The following is a 17,888-nucleotide window of genomic DNA, read 5'->3' on the forward strand; positions in this document are numbered from 1 at the left end:
GATCGGCCGTGACGGTCGCACCGTCAGCAGTCCGCGTTCTGGGGATGCCCTACCGTTGGCCCCATGCCGACCATCGGACTGCGCCGGATGGTGCCGCGCGACCCCGACCAGCGACACCGCGCCGCGAGCCCGCTGGAGCTCCTGTTCGACCTGGTGTTCGTCGTCGCGGTGGGCTTCGCCGCGACGAACCTGCACGAGATCGAGCTCGAGGGACACGTCGCCTCCGCCGTCCTGGCCTACGGGCTGGTGTTCTTCTCGATCTGGTGGGCGTGGATGAACTTCACCTGGTTCGCCACGTCGTTCGACACCGACGACTGGCTCTACCGGGTGATGACATTCGTGCAGATGGCGGGGGTGCTCGTCCTCGCCGCCGGGGTGCACGCGGCCATGGTCGAGAACGACTTCACGATCGGCGTCATCGGCTACGTCGTCATGCGGCTGGCCCTGGTCGGGCAGTGGATCCGCGCCGCCGCGTCCTCCATCCGGTACCGGCGGACAGCGATCCTGCACGCCGTCGGCGTCACCGTCGTGCAGCTGCTCTGGGTGGTCTCACTCGCCCTGCCCGACGATGTCTGGGGGTACGCCGCACCGTTCCTCGTGCTCGCCGAGCTGTCGGTGCCGATCTGGGCGCAGACCTCGACGGGGACGGCCCCGTGGCACACCCGGCACCTGGCCGAGCGGTTCTCCCTGTTCACCCTCATCGTCCTGGGCGAGGGGCTGGTGGCCTCGGCCGGCGCGGTGATCGACGCCCTCGCGCACACCGAGCACCTCGGAGCCCTGCTGGCGCTCGCCGGTTGCGGGCTGGTGATCACCGTCGGCATGTGGTGGATCTACTTCTCCCGCGAGCAGCACGCGCACATCCGCTCGCTGCCCACCGCGCTCGTGTTCGGCTACGGCCACTACTTCGTCTTCGCCGCCGCCGGTGCCCTGCCCGCGGGCATCGAGGTCGCGGTCAGCGCCGACGCCGGACACGTCGTGCTGTCGTCCGCCTCGGTCGCCGCGACCGTCGCGGTGCCGGTCGCGGTGTTCGTGCTGTCGATCTGGGCGCTCGCGATCCGGCCGTCGCTGTCGGCACGGGCCAACGCCGTCGTGGTGGCCCTGGTGCTCGTCGTCCTCGCGTCGATCGCGGTGCCGGCGGTGTCGCTGCCGGTCACGGCGCTCGCCGTGGTGGCGGTCGTCGTGACCCTCGAGGTCGCGTCCGCACGGACCGACACCTGACGCACTGACGGACGGGAGGCACGGTGCCAGCTGGCACCGTGCCTCCCGTCCGTCAGGTGGTCGCGTCGACGGCCCGTGCGCGGTTCCGTCTCTGGTGCGAGGGCACGTTCGTCGCACCGAACACGGAACCTCGCACCACATGGCGCGTGCGCGCGCGGCGCGTGGCGCGCCGCGTCAGCGCTCCGGCTGCTCCGTCGCGGGCCCGTCGTCCGCTGCCGGTCGCGCGTCGAGGCTCGGGTCGACCGCTGGGTCAGCCGAGATCGACTCGGGCCGCACCGGGAAGTCGTCGAGCGCGCCCGCGCCCACCGTCGGGGCCGCGGTTCCGCGGCCGCCGCGCACACGATTCTTCACCGCGGCCCAGGGGCGGCCGAGGCCGGACCGTGCCGGACGCTCGGTCGGCGCCTCGACCTCGAGGCCGTAGTAGGCGCCGACGTGCTCGAGCAACACCTCGCGCTCGGCCTTGTCGTAGGCCCGGCGCTCGCGCGTGAAGGCGATGATCGTCGACCAACAGGTGAGCAGCAGGACGATGCTGAACGGCAACGCGGTCGTGATCGCCGCCGTCTTCAGGGCGTTCAGTCCACCGCTGAGCAGCAGGGCGACGGCGAGCAGCGCAGCGACACCGGCGAAGAAGACCCGCAGCCAGTTCTTCGGCTCGATGTCACCGCCCGACGCGATCATCGCCATCACGAGCGACCCGGAGTCCGACGAGGTCACGAAGAACACGCCGATGAGCAGGATCGCGCCGTAGGTCAGGACAATGCCGGCGGGCAGGTCACCGAGGACCGCGAACAGCGACCCCTCGATGTCGACCGACCCGTCCGAGCCGATCAGGCCGCCCGAACCGTCGGTCTGGCGGTGGATCGCGGTGCCACCGAGGACGGCGAACCACAGGAACGTGAGCGCGGTCGGCACCAGCAGGACACCGAACACGAACTGGCGGACCGTGCGGCCCTTGGAGATGCGGGCGATGAAGACACCGACGAACGGCGCCCACGACATCCACCAGCCCCAGTAGAAGGTGGTCCAGGCGCCCTGCCAGGCCTCGCCCTCGGCGCCCTGCTGTGCGGTGACGTTGAACGACAGGCCGACGATGTTCTGCAGGTAGGAGCCGATCGACTGCACGAAGTCACGCAGCAGGAACTGCGTCGGGCCGACGATGAGCACGAACAGCAGCAGCGCGGCGGCGAGCAGCAGGTTGAAGTTCGACAGGATCTTCATGCCCTTGGTCACGCCGGTGACGAGCGAGACGATCGTGACGGCCGTGATCACCGCGATGATCGCGATCTGGCTGACGATGCTGCTGTCGGCGATGCCGGCGCTCTCGAGTCCGGCACCGATCTGGATGACGCCGAGGCCGAGCGAGGTCGCCACACCGAACAGCGTGCCGACCAGGGCGATCACGTCGATCAGGTTGCCCCAGCCGCCGCGGACGCGGTTGCCGAGCAGCGGTTCGAGGGCCCAGCGGATCGACACCGGGCGTCCCCGGCGGTGGATCGCGTACGCCAGGGCCAGGCCGAGGACGACGTAGATCGCCCACGCGTGCAGGCCCCAGTGCAGGAACGTCTGGGTCAGTGCCTGCTGCGCGAGCTCCTTCTCGTTCCCGGTGACGCCGGGGCGCGGGGAGGCGAAGTGGCTGAGCGGCTCGGAGACGCCGTAGAAGACGAGGCCGATGCCCATGCCGGCGGCGAAGAGCAGTGCGAACCAGGAACCGGTCGAGAACTCGGGCTCGTCCTGGTCCTTGCCGAGCTTGATGTCACCGAAGCGGCTGAAGCCGACGAACAGCGAGAAGCCGACGAAGAACGCGGCGATCAGCACGTAGTACCAGCTGAAGTTCTTGACGATGCCGTCCTGCAGACCGAGGAACAGCGCCTCGGCGGTGGAGGGGGAGATCAGGGTGAAGGCCACGAACCCCAGCACGATGACGGCGGCGGGCCAGAACACCCACCGCCGCAACTGCGGTGTCGTGGTCACGGGTCCGGGCAGGGGAGGAGTGGTGCTTGCCATCCCTCCATGGTGCCTGCTCGCGTTCCTGTGTGTTCGCCCAGGCGTGTCGTGGTTCAGAAATCGCGCGCGGACTCCGTGGGGTTCCCCCGGCCGACCCGACCGAGGTGGAGCCTCCGCGACAGCCGGATCACGGGACGGATGAGCAGCTGGACGCTCCCGATCAGGAACAGCCAGGTGCCCGCCGTCGTGGTGGTCTCGGAGAAGAAGAGGACGCTGCCGACGATGAACCAGAGCGCCACCATCACGTCGTTGATGATGCTGATGGTCTCGTAGACCCCGCGGATGCGGAGCTCCTCGTGACCCACCCGGAGTGCGATGTCCCGTTCGTCCTCAGCCATCAGACGATCCTGCCAGCTCCGTGCCGTGTCCGTCCCGGTGGGCGGCGGCGCGCGGCCGTGGACGCGCTGCGCGGCGGACGGGAGGCGCGGGGCGGGCTGGCACCGTGCCTCCTGTCCGTAGGGTGCACCGACTACTGCCACATGCGATTACAACGTTGACGTACGCATTACAGCGCTGTAAACAGGAGCCTGCGCGACGATGCGCGACGAGGGAGAGACCCGATGGTGGGAAGCAGGACCGCAACACTCCAGGCGGCGGTGAGCCGGCGGGGGTTCCTCGCGGGCGCGGCCGGTGGCATCGCACTCGGCACGATGGCGCTCGCCGGGTGCGCGACCCCGGGGCGTGCCGCCGGTGGTGCCACGACGCTCCGCTTCTACGAGCAGAAGCAGGAGGTCATCGCGTACTTCGACAAGCTGCTGCGGCGGTTCGAGGGGGAGCACACCGGCTTGTCGGTCGTGCACGACAGCACGGCGGCCATCGCCCCGCAGTTCGTCCGCGGCGAACCGGCGGACGTCGGGTGCTTCAACGACAACCTCGAGCTCGCCCGGTACATCTCGCGCGGCGTGCTCAGCGACCTCAGCGACCTGCCGTCGGCAGCGCGGGTCCGACCGGACATCGACACCCTGACGAACCAGTACGCGAAGTTCGAGGACCGCACGAGCGTGCTGCCGTACTCGCTCGCCGCGGCCGGGGTGATCTACAACAAGCGGATCTTCGCCGAGCACGACCTGCCGGTCCCGACGACGTGGGACGAGTTCGTCGAGGTCTGCCGGACCCTGCAGAAGGCCGGCATCACGCCGATCTACGCCACCGACCGGGACACCTGGACGCTCTGGCAGGGCCTGTTCGACTACTCGGTGGGCAGCCTCGTCGACACCGGCTCGTTCTTCCGCAAGATGAAGGCCCTCGGCGCCGACGTCGGCCCGGACTCCGAGGTGTCGTTCGAGAAGGACTTCGCGGTGCCGATGGAGCGCGCGAAGACCATCTCGTCGTTCTTCAACCGCGACCACGCCACCCGGGCCTACGCCGACGGCAACCTGGCGTTCGGCAAGGGCGAGGCCGCGATGTACCTGCAGGGCCCGTGGGCGCTCGGGCAGATCGCGCTGATCGACGACGAGCTGCCGGTCGGCACCTTCGCCCTGCCGGTGTCGAACGACCCGGGCGACCGCAAGGCCCGGGTCAACATCGACCTCGGGCTCTGGATCCCCACGGCGTCCGAGCACCCGGAGCAGGCGAAGGAGCTCGTCGAGTTCCTCATGCAGCCCGACGTCATCGACGCCTACAACCGCGACAACCTGGCGTACTCGCCCCGCATCGACGCACCCCCGCAGCAGGACGAGCGCCTCGCCGGCCTGCAGCAGTACGTCGACGACGCCGCGTTCTACCAGGGCGCCGGCACCTTCATCCCCACGTCGATCCCGCTCGGCAACTACCTGCAGTCGGCGATCCGGAGCGGGGACTTCACCTCGATGCTGCAGCGGCTCGACTCGGACTGGCGGCGGCTCGCCGGCCGTTCCGCGACGGTCTGAGCCGGACCAGGACACAGGAGCCACCATGACCATGCAGACCCCGCTCTCCCGCGACACCGACCCGGCGACCTCCGGACCGGCGACCGACGCAGCCCGCACGCACCGGCGTGTGGGTTCCCGCGGTGTCGGTTCACTCAGCCGCACGGAGGGCATGTACTACCTGTTCCTCGTGCCGGCCCTCGTGCTGTTCACGGCGTTCGTCGTCGCCCCCGCCTGCGTCGGCGTCTTCTACAGCTTCACCGACTACCTCGGGTTCGGGCAGTGGGACTTCATCGGCGTCGAGAACTACAAGGCGCTCGTCTCCGACCCGGCGATCCTGGCGTCGTACGGCTTCACGCTCGGCTTCGCGGCCGTCACCGTCGTCGTCACGCAGGTCGTCGCGCTGTCCCTGGCGATCGCCCTGGCGAAGAAGATCCGGTTCGCCGCCGGGTTGCGGTCGGTGTTCGTCATCCCGATGGTGATCTCGGGGATCATCGTCGCCTACGTGTTCAACTTCCTGTTCTCGAACACCGTGCCGGCCCTGGCCACGAGCGTCGGTTTCGGCCCGCTCGAGCAGAGCATCCTCGGCGACCCGAACCTCGCCTGGCTCGCGATCGTGATCGTGTCCGCCTGGCAGACCGTGCCCGGCGCGCTCCTCATCTACACGGCGGGCCTGACGTCCATCCCCGAAGAGCTGTACGAGGCCAGTGCGCTCGACGGCGCGACCGGCTGGAAGCAGCTCCGCTCGATCACGCTCCCGCTGCTCGGCGGCTTCATCGTCATCAACACCGTGCTCGGTGTGAAGGGCTACCTCGGCGCCTACGACGTGATCGTCGGCCTGACCAACGGCGGCCCCGGCAGCGCGACGAGCAGCGTCGCGATGACCATCTTCGGCGGCTTCACCGGCGGCGACTACGCCTACCAGATGGCGAACGCGACCGTGTTCTTCATCATCACCGTCCTCATCTCCGTGCTGCAGCTCGCGGCGACCCGCGGAAGGAACCTGCGACTCGCATGACCGCCATCGACACACGACCCCCGACCGACACCCGCGCCGTGACCACCGGCGGCACCGGTCGCTCCGGCCGCGGCCCCCGCCGACGACTGGGCGGCACGAACTGGACGCTGACCGTGGTCCTCGGCCTCGCGTCGCTGACCGTGCTCATCCCGCTGTACGTGACGCTCTCGATGGCGTTCAAGACGACCGAGCAGTCCGTCGACGGCAATGCACTCTCGCTGCCGTTCCCGTTCAACCCGGGCTCGTTCGCCGAGGCCTGGCAGCTGACCCGGTTCCCGGTGTCCTTCTCGGTGTCGCTGGGCGTCGCGGCGCTCACCGTCGTCGCGACGCTGCTGCTCAGCTCGTTCGCCTCGTACGCGATCGTCCGGAACTGGCACAAGCGGTTCTTCCGGTACTCGTTCGTCTACCTGCTCGCGGCGATGTTCCTGCCGTTCCCGGTGGTGGCGCTGCCGCAGATCAAGCTGACCGCCGAGATCGGCCTCGACAACCCGATCGGCGTCGGGATCCTGCACGCCATGTTCCAACTGTCGTTCAGCGTGCTGCTCTACTCGGCGTACCTGCGGTCGATCCCGGTCGAACTCGAGGAGAGCGCCCGCATCGACGGGGCGTCCACGTGGCAGATCTTCTGGCGGATCATCCTGCCGCTCCTCGGCCCGATGAACGCGACGGTCGGCATCTTCGCGTTCCTGGCATCGTGGAACGACTTCATGATGCCGTCGCTCATCACGGCGGATCCGGGGTTGCAGACCCTGCCCGTGGTGCAGAACATCTTCCAGAGTCAGTTCGGCACCAACTACAACGTCGCCTTCGCCTCGTACCTGATGGCGATGGCGCCCACGATCATCGTCTACCTGTTCGCGCAGCGCTGGGTCATCAGCGGCGTGACGCAGGGCGCGGTCAAGAGCTGAGAGGCACCACGTGAGCAGCAGCACCACCGGCACCAGCACGACCGGCACCACCGGCGCCGTCCTCCCCACCATCCGTCCGTTCCCGGGGTCGGACCCGGTCGCCGACCCCGCGGCCGTCGTCACCGGCGACCACTGGCGCATCACCGTGCTCGACGCCGGGGCGTTCCGCATCGAGTGGAGCGACGACGGCGGGTTCGAGGACCGCGCATCGACCTTCGCGATGCGCCGCCGCCTGCCCGTGCCGGCGTTCACCGTCGAGCGGTCGGCCGGCGCCGACGGCACCGGCACCGGCCCCGGCGCCGGCGTCGTCGTCACCACGGACCGCGCCCGCCTGCGCTACGACGGCCGCCCCTTCAGCCCGAGCGGCCTGGTCGTCGAGACCACCGGTCCGGACGCCAACCGCTGGCGCTGGGGGCAGGAGCCGCGCGACCTCGGCGGCACCGGCCGCACCCTCGACGACGTCGACGGCCGGATGCCGCTCGAGCCGGGGATCCTGGCCCGCGACGGCATCACCGCGCTCGACGACAGCGAGTCGTTCCTGTTCGCGGACGACGGCTGGATCGGCACACGGGTCCCCGGGCGCCGCGACGTCACGGTCTTCGCGTACGGCCGCGACTACGACGCCGCGCTCCGCACGTACCACGCCGTCTCCGGGCCGCCCTCACGGATGCCGCGGTGGGCACTCGGCAACTGGTGGAGCCGGTACCACCCGTACAGCGACACCTCGTACCTCGAGCTGCTGGACCGCTTCGCCGCCGAAAACCTGCCGTTCTCGGTCGCCGTCATCGACATGGACTGGCACCGGGTGGACTCGGTCCCGCCGCGCTTCGGCAACGGCTGGACGGGGTACTCCTGGGAGCCGTCGCTGTTCCCGGACCCCGAGGCGTTCCTCGCCGAGCTGCACCGCCGGGGGATGCGCACGACGCTGAACCTGCACCCGGCCGACGGCGTGCGGGCGTTCGAGGACGCCTACCCCGCGGTGGCCCGGGCGATGGGCGTCGACCCGGAGACCGAGCAGCCGATCGCGTTCGACCCGACGGACCGGCGGTTCCTGCAGGCCTACTTCGAGCAGCTGCACCGCCCGCTCGAGGAACAGGGCGTCGACTTCTGGTGGATCGACTGGCAGCAGGGTCGTGAGACCGGGCTGCCCGGGGTCGACCCGCTGTGGCTGCTCAACCACTTCCACCTGCTCGACTCGGCGCGACACGCGCCGTCCGGCGACGCAACCGCCGACACGACCGCGGACACAGACACCACCGCGGACACAGACACCGACGCAACCGCGGTCCCGGCCCCCGTCGACGGCATGACCTTCTCGCGCTACGCCGGCCCCGGCAGCCACCGGTACGCCGTCGGGTTCTCCGGCGACGCCGTCGTGTCGTGGGCGTCCCTGGCGTTCCAGCCCGAGTTCACCGCCACCGCCGCCAACATCGGCTACCCCTGGTGGAGCCACGACATCGGCGGCCACACGCGCGGCGTCCGCGACGACGAGCTCGCCACCCGCTGGGTGCAGTTCGGGGTGTTCTCGCCGATCATGCGCCTGCACTCCGCGAACAACCCGTTCATCCGCAAGGAGCCGTGGGCGTTCCCCGCCGAGGCCCGCGCCGCGATGGGGGAGGCACTCCGCTTCCGTCACCGCCTGGTGCCGTACCTGCACACGATGAACCACGGCACCGCCGAGGGCACCGCGCTGGTCCGGCCGCTCTACCACCTGGAGCCGCGCCGCGACGAGGCGTACCGGGTGCCGAACACCTACGCGTTCGGTTCGGAGCTGCTCGTCGCCCCGATCGTGGCGCCGAGCGACCCGGTCAGCCGGCACGGGGTGGCCCGGGCCTGGCTGCCGCCGGGCACCTGGACCGACGTCTTCACCGGCACGGTGTACGCGGGCGACCGGTTCGTCGACCTGCACCGCACGCTCGACACGGTGCCGGTCCTGCTGCGCGCCGGTGGGATCCTGCCGCTCGCCGCGGCCGACCAGCTCGACGCCACCGTCAACCCGACGGCGTTCGAGGTCCTCGTCGCACCGGGTGCGACCGGCGAGTTCACCCTGGTCGAGGACCACGAGGGCGAGGGCAGCCGCACCGCCCGGACCCGCCTGACCTGGGATCCCGAGCACGCCGAGTTCCGGGTGCACGCCACCACCGGGGCCCTCGACGTCGTCCCCGCCCACCGCGACTGGCGGATCACGTTCCTCGCCGCACCGGCCGACGGGCAACCGACGTCGGCACGCTCGGCCGACCGGTTCTCGGTCGACGTGTCCGTCGACTCGGCGTCGGGCGGATCGGTCACGCTGGTCGGCGCTCCGGTCGTCGGTGTCGACGCACGGGAGGCCGTGCGGCGGGTCCTCGAGGGCGCGCAGGCCGGCAATCCGGAGAAGCTCGAGGCGTGGGAGGTCCTGGCGAAGGACCTGCCGCGTGCGGACCGCATCGTCGAGCTCGGCACCGTCGGCCTGCCCGACGCCCTGCGGGACGTCGTCGTCGAGCTGCTCGGCAGCGTGCACCCGGGGGAGTCGGCTCCCGCAGGTCGCTGACGGCACGCGACGGGGGAAGAGGCGGACTGGAGGCTCGTGGCCGGGCGCGCGCCGTGCCTCCCGTCCGCCCTTCACGCGCCCTGGTGCGCCGCCCGGTCCGACGTGCCGTCCGCGTACGGCGCGCTCTCCCCGACGAGCAGGCGGTGGCCGACCGTGACCAGCCGGCCCGGCACGTCGGAGCCGTCCATCCGCTCGACCAGCAGGTCGAGCGCGGTGTCGGCGAGGGCGACCGTGTCGGGCGCGACGGAGGTCAGGCTCGGCACCAGGCTCGACCCGAGTCCGACCGCGTCCCACCCGACGACGGCGACGTCACCGGGGGCGTCCAGGCCGCGCAGGCGCATCGCCCGGAGCGCCCCGAGTGCAGCCAGGTCGTCGCGGCAGAGCACACCGTCCACGCGGAGTCCGGCGTCGAGCGCGGCGCCGAAGGCGACCTCGGCGCCGGCGGCGTCACCGACCTCGCGGGGGACCAGCAGCGCGTCGTCGAGCGGCAGGCCCGCGGCGACGAGTCCGGCGCGGTAGCCGTCCAGACGCAGTCCGGACGTGCGCGACGACGGGCCGGTCTCGTGCCCGAAGAACCCGATGCGGCGGCAGCCGAGCGCCACGAGGTGCGCGACGGCCTCGGTGGCAGCCCCGGCGTTGTCGATGACGACCTGGTCGGCGTGCGGGGGCCGGACGTCCTCGCCGAGGAACACCACGGCGGTGTCCCCGCGGATCCGGTCGATCGCCTCGGGCGTGAGCACCTGCGGGTGGATCACGACCCCGTCGACCACACCGGCCTCACGTCCCCGCACCGCCGAGCGTTCACCGTCGGGGTCGCCGCCGGTCTCCTCGAGCAGGAGCTGGTAGCCGCGGTCGGCGCACACCCGGGAGAACACGTGGGCCAGTTCGGCGAAGTACGGACGCCGCAGGTCGGGGAACGCGAAGGCGAGCATGTTCGAGCGTCCGGTCGCCAGGGACCGCCCCGAGACGTTCGGGCGGTAGCCGAGCTCGTCGATCGCGGCCTGCACCCGGCTGCGCATCGGGTCGCTGACGTGCTGGTAGCCGCGGACGACGTTGGACACGGTCTTCATCGAGACGCCGGCGTGTGCGGCGACGTCCTGCAGCGTGACCTTGCCCATCCGCTCACCGTAGCGGGCGGAGGGGCACCGGACCCGGCGGGGCCGGGCTCGTCAGGGGACGAGTCGGCGCTGCACGATCGCGCGGGCTACCTCGGAGAGCGGCTCGTGGTGCTCGAGCGCGTACCCACGGATCACCGCGAAGGCGTCCTCGATCGAGACGCCGCGCAGGTACGACACGACGCCCTTGGCCTGCTCGATGACCTCGCGTGACCCGATTGTCCGCTGCAGCTGCGCGCGGACGACCTCGTGCTCGCGCAGCGACCGTTCGTGCAGGATGCCGATCGTGGACACGTCGGCCAGGGCCCGGGCGACGCGCAGGTCCGACTCCGCGAGGGCACCGACGCCGGCCCCGAACAGGTTGAGCGTGCCGATCACGTTGCTCCCCAGCCGGAGCGGGACGGCGTGCACGGAGCGGAACCCGAGCGCGAGCGCACCCGTGCGGAACATCGCCCACTCCGCCGGGGCGACCTCGATGTCCGGGCACGTCACGACCCGTCCGGTCGCGAACGAGGTCATGCAGGGGCCGGCCTCGGCGTCGAGCTGCAGCACCTCGACGAGCCGGGTCGCCTCGGAGGTGGAGGCCACGACCTCGAGCTCCTGGTCGTCGTTCGCCAGCAGGATGCCCGCGGCGTCGATGCCGAGCACGTCGGCGCAGGTCTCCACCAGGGTCTGCAGCAGCTCCACGACGTCGTAGGCGTCCACCAGGGTGTCGGCGAGCGACGTGAACGTCTCGAGGATCCGGGTTTCTCTGCCTGCCGTCGTCACTGGACCTCCTCGATCAGGTCGCCTCGCTTCTCGAACCGGACCGTGCCGTCGAGGATCTCCTCCGCTACCCGCCGCATCGTCGTCCGGCGGGCGAAGGCGTGGCCCTGCAGCAGCAGGTAGGCGTCCTCGGGGCTGATGTCGAGCTGCGCGAGCACGACCCCGGTGGCCTGGTGCACCACGCGCCGCGACGACGGGCTGCGGTCGAGCAGGGCGTCGTCCTCGTCCGCGATGGAGCGGAGCGCGCGGCGCAGGACCCGGCGGCTGACGGCCGAGGCGAGGGTCATGGCCTGCCGCACGGTGTCGTCCTCGATCGTCGCGGGCTCCGGCACGTACACGTCGACCGCGCCGAGCGGGAACGGCCCGAAGGCGACCGGGAACGCGAAGACCGCGCCGACGGGTTCGCTCCGGACGGCATCGTTGAAGGCAGGCCACGCGGCGTTCGGACGCTGCACGAGATCCGTCTCCAGCACTGGAGCATCGGTCGCGAGCGCGGTCCAGCAGGGTCCCTCGGACAGGTCGAACTGGATCTCGTCGACGCGAGTGGCGACCTCGTCGGTCGCGGACACGGTCTCGCTCGGGCACAGGTCACCGAAGGTCGAGATCGAGACACCGCCCATCGGCAGCGCGAGCGCGAACGGCCGACTGAGTTCGTCGTCGGCGATCTCTGCCGACCGGAGCGCACGGAGTGCACGCTCGAATGCGTCATCCATGGGCGCCTTCCCTGCCGTCTCTCGATCCTACGCGCTGGTCGGTGTCGGACGATCCGGACGGCGCAGGCACGTTCGGCGGTGGGCCGGCGCGCCAGGCCGGCAGCTCTGCGGGCGGGTACGACCCCTGCTCGTCCTGCACCCGGAGCATCGCGTCCAGGGCCACCAGCGTCACGCCGGAGGTCTCACGGACCACCGTCCGCACCGCGTTGCCGAGCAGGAACGCCATCAGGTCCTCGCTGCCGCCGTCCGGCCGGTAGTCCCGCCACGGACCGGTCCCCGCGCGTTGCAGGGCACCGGCGAGCACCGCCTTCGCGTCGTCGACGTCGACCTCGCAGTCGAGCACCAGGCGGAAGCGCCGCTGGTTCCGGTCCGACAGGCTCGGTGCGCCGTCCTCGTCGTCCTCGGGAACGAAGGACCGCAGCGCCGACGAGGGCGCGATGCCGTACGCCGCACGGAACGCCGCAGCCATCCGGCCCGCGTTGCTGAACTGCCAGCGTTCGGCGATCTCGGCGATCGTCCGCCGGTCCGGCGCCCCGGAGGCTTCCTGCAGGTCGCGACGGACACCCTCCAGGCGCACGGCGCGCAGGAAGGTTCCCGGGGACTGCCCGATCTCGGCCTGGAACCGCTTCTGCAGGCTCCGCGGCGACAGCTGCACGGCCGCGGCGACGTCGGCGACGGTGATGTGGGTCGCAGCCTGCTCGTGGACGAACCGCATCGCATCCCGGACCGCACGCGAGAGTCGGGGCGGGCCGTCCTGGGTCGCGCTGCTCCCGTCGCTCATGCGCCGACCGTACGGGACCCGCCGATGGCGCGCTCCCAGGGCACCGATCGAGGCGACGGATGATCCACCTTGCGCGGTACGAAGTCAACCCCTGACATGACCGGAATCGTCCTGTCGATACTGAAAGTGTCTCGTGCATCGCGGTCGAAGCGATGCGCCACATCGAACCGACAGGGAGGGCGCGATGGGACACCGCCAGGGATCCACGACCGTGATGACCGAGGCCGCCGTCTGGCAGCAGGTCGTCCACACCGATCGGATCCGTGCGCTCGCCGCGACGGACCCGACGGACATCCGCGTCCAGCCGGTCGACGCCGGGTGCTGGCGGGTGGTCGACGCCGCAGCTGCATGGGGGGACCCCGACATGCTCCTCGGCTTCATCGAGCGCACGGTGGACGGGTTCGACTGCACGCTCATGGCGGCGCTGCACGAGCACGACCGGCGAGCGAGCCTGCAGGACGCCCGCGCCTGGTTCGAACACCGCTGCGGACAGCGCTTCGACGAGGCACCGTGCTGACCGCGGTCCACGGGATCGACGCCGCCCGGACCGTCACCGCGAGGATCGACGCGCAGCGACGCCGCACCGAACGATCCGGTACCGACCGGGCCTTCGCCGCACGCGTGCTCGCCCAGGCCGGGCACGGCCGTGACGTGCGCTTCGACGTCGAGGACGACGCCTTCCGGCTGCCGTTCCGGTTCCGCTACCGGACCCGACGGGACGGTTGCGTGAGCCTCGTCACCGCGTCGGCGACCTCCGGCTTCTCCGGGGTCTTCGAGCCCATCGACCGCATCGTCGTCGGGTGGTCGAGCACCGGAGGTGTCCGCATCGCCGTCGAGGACGGCGTCGTCCTCGAGACCCGCCCGGGCACGCCCGTCCTGATGCCGACGTCCGGGGAGTTCTCGGTGCGCGCCCCGAAGGGCACGCTGCAGCTCGTGAGCATCGACCGGTCGCTCCTCGACCAGGTGCGCTCGTCGCTGGGAGCAGCGTCCGAACTGCCGACGCGGGGTGCCGAGCCCGCCGTCGCTGCCCTCGAACACCTGCGCCGGTGCGTCGAGCAGGTGGCCGTCACCGCGACGCGCGACGGGTTCACGTCCGGTGCCCGGACCGGTGCGCAGGTCGCGCTGGTCGAGGCCGTACTCGGAGCCTTCGGCGTGCGGACGCCCGCGGTCCTCCGCCGTGCGGTGACGCCGTCGACGGTCGAGCTCGCCGAGGCCTACCTCGAAGGACACTGCGAGCGGACGTTGTGCCTGGCCGACATCTGCGACGCCGTGGGCGTGAGCCCGCGGACCCTGCAGACGGCCTTCATGCGGGAGCACGGTGTGTCGCCGATGACGTTCCTACTGCGGATGCGGCTCGATCGGGTGCGCACGGCACTGGAGTCCAGCAGCCGGCACGAGACCAGTGTGAGCGAGGCCGCGATGGCCTGGGGCTTCCGGCACCTGGGGCGGTTCTCGGGCACGTACTTCCGTCGGTTCGGGGAGTACCCGGGGCAGACGTTGCGCGCATCGTCCGGTCGGTGCGCGGACGGTCCGGAGCGCCACGCGGGCTGAGTTCGTGCACTGCGCAACGTGTTCTGGACACCACGGTGAACACGCAAGTTCGGCCCCTAGGGTCGCCGCAAGCGCAATCGCGTGAACTCCCTCGAACCGGTTGAAGGACCGATCCGTACCGGAAGGCGGTCCACATGACCACCACTCCGCTCGCTCCGGGTTACACCCGCACTCGTCCCGCTACGGGGGCCCGCAAGGGCACCTCGACCTACTCCGCGCTCCTGGCGCAGGTGAAGGAGAACGGCCTCCTGCGCCGTCGTACCGGTTTCTACTGGGCACTGTTCGGCGCACTCGTCGGCAGCCTCGCCCTCACCTGGGTCGCGTTCGCGTTCCTGGGTGACTCGTGGTTCCAGCTCATCGTGGCCGGCGCGCTGGGTGTGCTGTTCACGCAGTTCGCGTTCCTGTCGCACGAAGCCGCGCACCGTCAGGTGTTCGAGTCCCAGAAGTGGAACGACCGCGCGGGCCGCTGGCTCGGCACGTTCCTCGTGGGCCTCAGCTACTCGTGGTGGATGAACAAGCACACGCGTCACCACGGCAACCCGAACACCGTCGGCAAGGACCCGGACATCGCCCCCGACGGCATCCGGTTCCTGCCGGAGGACGCCGCCGCCGTCAAGGGTGGCGCGATGAAGACCTTCATGCGCTTCCAGGGGTGGCTCTTCTTCCCCCTCCTCACGCTCGAGGGCCTGAACCTGCACCGCTACGCCGTGATGTCCATCGTCACCGGCAACGGCACCAAGGCCGACAAGAAGCACCGCCTCATCGAAGGCGCCCTGCTCGTTGCCCGTTTCGCGATCTACCTGACGGTGGTGTTCTGGTTCCTGCCGTTCGGGATGGCGTGTGCGTTCCTCGGGGTGCAGCTGGCCGTGTTCGGCGTGATGATGGGCGCTTCGTTCGCCCCGAACCACAAGGGCATGCCGACGATCGCCCACGACGCGAAGGTCGACTTCTTCTCCCGCCAGGTGCGCACCTCGCGCAACATCCGTGGCGGCTGGTGGGTGTCGTTCCTGATGGGTGGCCTGAACTACCAGGTCGAGCACCACCTGTTCCCGTCGATGCCGCGTCCGGCGCTGAAGCAGGCTCGCCTGCTCGTGCGTGACCATTGCGACACCCTCGACGTGCCGTACACCGAGACCACGTTGCTGCGTTCCTACGGGATCGTCGTCCGGTACCTCAACCGCGTCGGACTCGCCGCCCGCGACCCCTTCGCGTGCCCCATGGTCGCGCAGCTGCGCATCCACTGACGCCGTGCTGACCGCCATGCCCACGGGCACCGTCAAGTGGTTCGACCACAGCAAGGGGTTCGGCTTCATCCACCCCGACGACGGGTCCCAGGACCTGTTCGCGCACTTCTCCAGCATCGTCGCGTCGACCGGCTCCCGGCCGCTCGCCCAGGACGACCACGTGCAGTACGAGATCGGGCCCGGCAAGAAGGGCCCGCAGGCGGACAACATCTCGATCATCCGCTGATCGGCACCACCACGAGCAACGCCCCGACCGGTCCGGTCGGGGCGTTGCTCGTTGCGCGCGTGGTCGCGGCCGACTGAGTCTCGCCCTGCCGGACAGACCGCGCCTCCCGTCACCCGCAGCCTGTCCGCGGAACCGAGTCGCGGCAGCTGCCGCCGGCCCGGCGCACCACGAGCTCGGGCCGTGATCTCGCGCCGGACGACAGCCCACGCCCGGTGAACCACGCAAGGTGTGGCTCAGCCCGAAACGAGGCGGGCGTTCACTCACTCGTCGTTCAACGAACCCGGGAAACACTGCGAGAACGACGACAACCGGACCTTCCTGGTGTCGTTGTAGATCGTGATGAGGTGCTGGTCGTCGTTCGTCCCGGTGAGCGTCAATCGCTTCGCGCCCTTGTCGGTCGTGTCAGTGGCGGCCGTGTACCCGTCGTCCCGCACAGCGGCGGTCATCGCGTCGTAGGTCTCATCGACGTCCACTGGCCGCGCCAGCGTGATGGCGGCGCCGCCCGCTGCCGAGACAGCGGTGTCCGAGCAGGCCAACAGCGTCCAGTCGATCGTGCGGCTGCTGGTGACCGCGTCGTCCGGGATCGCACCGATCACCCGGTCCTGGATCTCCGTTGTGCGACGTTCAGCAGTTGTCCGGGACACCGAGGTGGTTGCGCCCGGCTCGGATTGTTCGTTCATCGATGGTCCTCGAGCGCAGGCAGTGATGGACAGTGCGAACGTCGTCACGAAACCCGCGACGAACCAAGCGGAGCGGGTGGTCACTCGAAGATCTCCTCGGCGAGTTGGTCGAGGACGGCACGATCGCCCTCGATGCGTGCGACCTTGTCCGTCTCGTCCATGGTCTTGGGCGTGATTCGTGGTTAGCGACAGCTCACGCCCCTCAGACCCCGTGAGGTGTCGCTCAGCCCAGGAACGAGCCGGGCGTTCACTTGCCCAGATCGCCGCAGGCCTCGTCGAGACCTGCGGTCCCGGCACCACGGTCCTCCAGCGCATCGGTGTGCTCAACGGTCGGACAAGGAACCCCGATAGCAGGGCGAGAACGAGGCGATCCGGACGGTCAGCGATTCGTTGTCGACAGTGACCAGGTATCGCTCGCCTGTCCCGCGGCTGAGCGCGAGCCGTTCGAGGCCCTTGCCGGTCCGGTCGGTCTCGGCAGTGAACGAGGGGTCCGTTGAGAAATCGGACCGGACCTTGCCGTACGCGAGATCCACGGCTTCAGACTTCGTCAGCCGCAGGGTGATACCGCCGGCAGACTGCACCTCTGCATCAGAACATGCGAGCAGTACCCACTTCCGAGTCATCTCAGACGAAACCTTCTCGGCGTCGAACGTGTCGGCGATCTTCCGTTGCACGGCACCAGTGCGCTCTTCGACCGCAGCGCGGGCCTCCGCCTGATCGGAACCCGATGAGGTCGTCGGTGTTCCCGTCAGGGGGTGCCCTCCGGTGCATGCGGTCAGTGAAAGGGCGATGATCACCCCGACGGCGGATGAGATGGCCGGACGTCTGGTCACGGGAAGATCTCCTCCACGAGGTCGTCGAGGACGTCCTGGTTTCCTTCGATCCGAGCAACCTTGTTGTGCTGGTCCATGAGGTTCCCGAAATCGTACAGGTTCACTTCCTCGGGCGGCGGCTGCCGCCGCGTACGTTCTTTCCCATCGCGCGCGCGGTGGTTCGCAAGAACGGGCGTACCTGGTCGAAAGAACCGACCAGGTACGCCCGATTCCAGCAGGTACGCCCGGTTCCGCCAGGTATGACCGGTTCCGCCAGGTACGCCCGGTACCGCTCGACGCACGAGCCGCGACGCAAGTCGGCCCGGGCCACGCTGCTGCGTGGTCCGGGCCGACTGGTGGTGCGGGGTGTTACTTGATCTGTGCGGTGATGGTGGCGGTGCCGACGAGGAGGCCGCGCTTGACGGCGTCGGTGCCGAAGGTCTTGTTCAGCAGGCCGGCGGCGTCTTCGGAGATGT

17 protein-coding genes are annotated in these 17,888 nt (G+C 70.2%); 9 read left to right on the top strand and 8 right to left on the bottom strand.

All coding sequences use genetic code 11. From position 1 onward, the window contains the following. Positions 1-63: 63 nt before the first annotated feature. Positions 64-1,218 carry a low temperature requirement protein A gene (locus DEJ06_RS07780; protein ID WP_181436782.1) on the top strand — a complete coding sequence of 385 codons (1,155 nt, stop codon included), beginning with the start codon at positions 64-66 and terminating at the stop codon, positions 1,216-1,218. Positions 1,219-1,392: 174 nt separating this feature from the next. Here the strand turns inward: DEJ06_RS07780 and DEJ06_RS07785 are convergent, their stop codons facing one another. Beyond that, a complete protein-coding gene (locus tag DEJ06_RS07785) occupies positions 1,393-3,222 on the bottom strand; it encodes a BCCT family transporter (protein WP_258372440.1) in 1,830 nt (609 codons plus the stop codon). A gap of 53 nt (positions 3,223-3,275) precedes the next feature. After that, positions 3,276-3,560: a YrhK family protein gene (locus DEJ06_RS07790; RefSeq protein WP_111030383.1), complete on the bottom strand. Its 285-nt coding sequence runs from the start codon at positions 3,558-3,560 to the stop codon at positions 3,276-3,278. Between the two features lie 258 nt (positions 3,561-3,818). Here DEJ06_RS07790 and DEJ06_RS07795 point away from each other — a divergent pair, with 258 nt between their 5' ends. The 4 genes from DEJ06_RS07795 to DEJ06_RS07810 are packed head-to-tail and all read left to right on the top strand — an operon-like array spanning position 3,819 to position 9,525. Further along, a complete protein-coding gene (locus DEJ06_RS07795) occupies positions 3,819-5,090 on the top strand; it encodes an ABC transporter substrate-binding protein (protein WP_111038945.1) in 1,272 nt (423 codons plus the stop codon). Between the two features lie 25 nt (positions 5,091-5,115). After that, the gene (locus DEJ06_RS07800) at positions 5,116-6,087 is read left to right on the top strand and encodes a carbohydrate ABC transporter permease (RefSeq protein ID WP_071405804.1); all 972 of its coding nucleotides are present in this window, start codon (positions 5,116-5,118) and stop codon (positions 6,085-6,087) included. Further along, positions 6,084-6,995, top strand: a complete 912-nt coding sequence (locus DEJ06_RS07805; RefSeq protein ID WP_111038946.1) for a carbohydrate ABC transporter permease — start codon at positions 6,084-6,086, stop codon at positions 6,993-6,995. The genes DEJ06_RS07800 and DEJ06_RS07805 overlap by 4 nt, the downstream gene beginning before the upstream one ends. Positions 6,996-7,005: 10 nt before the next feature. Beyond that, a complete protein-coding gene (locus DEJ06_RS07810; protein ID WP_111038947.1) occupies positions 7,006-9,525 on the top strand; it encodes a TIM-barrel domain-containing protein in 2,520 nt (839 codons plus the stop codon). 71 nt (positions 9,526-9,596) lie between these two features. Here the strand turns inward: DEJ06_RS07810 and DEJ06_RS07815 are convergent, their stop codons facing one another. The 4 genes from DEJ06_RS07815 to DEJ06_RS07830 are packed head-to-tail and all read right to left on the bottom strand — an operon-like array spanning position 9,597 to position 12,899. Continuing rightward, positions 9,597-10,643 (bottom strand): LacI family DNA-binding transcriptional regulator, encoded by a 1,047-nt coding sequence (locus tag DEJ06_RS07815; RefSeq protein ID WP_111038948.1) that lies wholly within the window; start codon positions 10,641-10,643, stop codon positions 9,597-9,599. A 51-nt stretch (positions 10,644-10,694) separates the two neighbouring features. Beyond that, on the bottom strand, positions 10,695-11,408 hold the full coding sequence (locus DEJ06_RS07820) for a GAF and ANTAR domain-containing protein (protein WP_111038949.1): 714 nt from the start codon (positions 11,406-11,408) through the stop codon (positions 10,695-10,697). Further along, complete coding sequence (locus DEJ06_RS07825; protein ID WP_111038950.1) at positions 11,405-12,118, bottom strand: GAF and ANTAR domain-containing protein; 714 nt, start codon at positions 12,116-12,118, stop codon at positions 11,405-11,407. The genes DEJ06_RS07820 and DEJ06_RS07825 overlap by 4 nt, the downstream gene beginning before the upstream one ends. Next, entirely contained in the window at positions 12,111-12,899 is a 789-nt protein-coding gene (locus DEJ06_RS07830; protein ID WP_111038951.1) for a helix-turn-helix transcriptional regulator, read from the bottom strand. The genes DEJ06_RS07825 and DEJ06_RS07830 overlap by 8 nt, the downstream gene beginning before the upstream one ends. Before the next feature lie 184 nt (positions 12,900-13,083). Between DEJ06_RS07830 and DEJ06_RS18230 the strand changes: the two genes are divergently transcribed. The 4 genes from DEJ06_RS18230 (at position 13,084) to DEJ06_RS07845 (ending at position 15,920) form a co-directional block, all read left to right on the top strand. Then, the gene (locus DEJ06_RS18230) at positions 13,084-13,416 is read left to right on the top strand and encodes a hypothetical protein (protein ID WP_071405799.1); all 333 of its coding nucleotides are present in this window, start codon (positions 13,084-13,086) and stop codon (positions 13,414-13,416) included. Then, positions 13,410-14,450 carry an AraC family transcriptional regulator gene (locus tag DEJ06_RS07835; RefSeq protein ID WP_181436781.1) on the top strand — a complete coding sequence of 347 codons (1,041 nt, stop codon included), beginning with the start codon at positions 13,410-13,412 and terminating at the stop codon, positions 14,448-14,450. The genes DEJ06_RS18230 and DEJ06_RS07835 overlap by 7 nt, the downstream gene beginning before the upstream one ends. Positions 14,451-14,584: 134 nt before the next feature. After that, positions 14,585-15,694, top strand: a complete 1,110-nt coding sequence (locus DEJ06_RS07840; protein WP_110864824.1) for an acyl-CoA desaturase — start codon at positions 14,585-14,587, stop codon at positions 15,692-15,694. 16 nt (positions 15,695-15,710) lie between these two features. Further along, complete coding sequence (locus DEJ06_RS07845) at positions 15,711-15,920, top strand: cold-shock protein (protein WP_111038969.1); 210 nt, start codon at positions 15,711-15,713, stop codon at positions 15,918-15,920. A 260-nt stretch (positions 15,921-16,180) separates the two neighbouring features. Here DEJ06_RS07845 and DEJ06_RS07850 read toward each other — a convergent pair whose 3' ends face one another. Continuing rightward, positions 16,181-16,684, bottom strand: coding sequence for a hypothetical protein (locus DEJ06_RS07850; protein WP_146245815.1), 504 nt, complete (start codon positions 16,682-16,684; stop codon positions 16,181-16,183). Between the two features lie 239 nt (positions 16,685-16,923). Then, the gene (locus tag DEJ06_RS07855; RefSeq protein WP_146245816.1) at positions 16,924-17,433 is read right to left on the bottom strand and encodes a hypothetical protein; all 510 of its coding nucleotides are present in this window, start codon (positions 17,431-17,433) and stop codon (positions 16,924-16,926) included. Between the last annotated feature and the right edge of the window lie 455 nt (positions 17,434-17,888).

Source organism: Curtobacterium sp. MCLR17_051 (genome assembly GCF_003234395.1).
Lineage (GTDB): Bacteria > Actinomycetota > Actinomycetes > Actinomycetales > Microbacteriaceae > Curtobacterium > Curtobacterium flaccumfaciens.